The 1,884-nt window shown below is 44.4% G+C and carries 1 protein-coding gene; it reads right to left on the bottom strand.

The genetic code is table 11. From position 1 onward, the window contains the following. On the bottom strand, positions 1-1,884 hold a 1,884-nt coding region (locus tag FIM44_RS08365; protein WP_238699911.1), incomplete at both ends, for an outer membrane protein.

The raw sequence follows: 1,884 nt of genomic DNA, 5'->3' as shown, positions 1-1,884 counted from the left end.
TTCATTTTAGCGTTATAGACATTATTCACGGTGGCTAAATTCACGAATTCAGAATTAAGCCATGAAGTGCCGGCTAATGCGATCCCACCAAAAAGCCCTACAGAAAGCTTGTTGTTCTTGCCTAAGAAATTGGTGGCTTTATCGTTGATGAAGTTATAGAGAGCGTCCGCTCCAAAACCATAAGTCCATACATCAGAAGCCGAGTTGAAGAAGCTGGATTTGATGAACGCATGGTTGTAATCAAAAAAGCCGTAATACCTAGCGCCCCATTTCCTTTTTTGCCCAAAGAATTGTTTATAGCCCACCTGAATACCGATCCCATTCATGGCACCATTGTTGGTTTGAGAACTGACGATGCCCATTTTCCTAAAGGGGTTACGCCCTAGTTCTTGGTTGATGGTTTGGATCTGGTTGTAAGAGTTTTGATTCAAGTAGTAATTGGTCTCTATGCCTTGTGGGCTATAGGGGTTATTCTTTTGGCTCACCACGTTTTGCAAGCTTTGCGCGTTAGGGATACTTGAGAGCGCAGTGGTGATGCTGTTATAAGTATTCCCTAACTCATTGTATCGGGATTTGAAATTCACTAAAGTGTCAGCGATATTCTCCGCTTGTTGTATTTGCTGCTCTTGGGTGCCAAAATGAGCGATGCTGTTGGTTAAATTCGTTATGGTTTCTTGCACATACGCACAACCGGCCCCCCAAGTGTTAGAAGTTACTTGACCTGGATTGGTTCCCCTACGCTCACCCCCTTGCGTTGCATAACACACCCCTAAAGAGTCTGATACAAAGTCTTTAGGGATTTTTTCAAAGTTTTTCACCACTTGTTCGGCTTGGTTTAAAATCTCTGCTTGAGCTTGCGCGTTAGCGAGCATGCTTTGCGCAAAGCCAGCGTCTGTGTAAGGGTTGAATGGTTTTCCAGTGTCCAGGTTGTTTTGATTTTGCGTGTTTTCACTGACGATTTTGGCTTGTGCGACAGCTTCTTGCGCGTTAGCGATCATGCCTTGGATCGCGCTGATTTCATTGGCAAACATCCCGCACATTGTCCCATTGCCGCTTATCCCTTGCCAATAACCGCTACCACCATTTTGGAAGTTTGGGCATGCCTCATTTAGGGTAGTGATAATGATGCTCGCTTGTTCTAAAAGGGTTTGAGCGTTATTGGTTGTATTAATATTTTCTGTTGTTGGTGTTGATGTTCCTCCATTCCACGAGGTTGAAATAGCTTTCCCATGACTCCATGGGTATATTAATTTTTCATTTGGTGTGCCACCCGTTCTTTTGTCTCCATTGATAGTGAAATCAAGTTTTGTGGTGGTGTTGCTTAAAACGGGGACCCCATCTCCATTAGATCCATTGGCTGTCAAAGCCTTTTGAATGATTTGATAGGCTTGATTGATTTTCGCGTAATTTTCAGTGGATATAGGCCCACCATGTCCTGGCTGGTAATACGAATTGCAAGTGATGGTCGTCGTATTTTGTCCTGGCACATTATTAAAAGTTTGGATGCCTCCATTCGCGCTCTCATTACTGCCAGGCCCACAAGCCGTAAAAGCATAGCTTGTAACTTGCCACAACCCCACCGCCGCATTCAACGCTAAAAGCACGGCTTGATAAGCCGGGGAGTTGGTTTTGACATCAAGCAAATTCCTAGAGCTTGAGCCTAGATTATCCCTTGCGTCATTAATCGCGCTTGGGTCAGCGGATAATTTGATAAGGGTGTTTAGGGTGCTGTAATTGTTCAAAAGATTGTTCAGCTTTTCATAATTGTCTGAAAGCTGTTGGATGCCTTTGGTGTTTGTCACCATTTGAGCGGCCTCACCGATTTGATAGCCTGCACTCATGTAAAAGCCGTCGTCTTCAGCGTGGAGCAAAAACGAGAGAGAG

The sequence above is a fragment of the Helicobacter pylori genome (assembly GCF_006440215.1).
In the GTDB taxonomy this organism is placed as follows: Bacteria; Campylobacterota; Campylobacteria; order Campylobacterales; family Helicobacteraceae; genus Helicobacter; species Helicobacter pylori_CS.
Note: the sequence above shows the minus strand (reverse complement) of the source record. Positions and strands in the feature narration are given on the sequence as shown.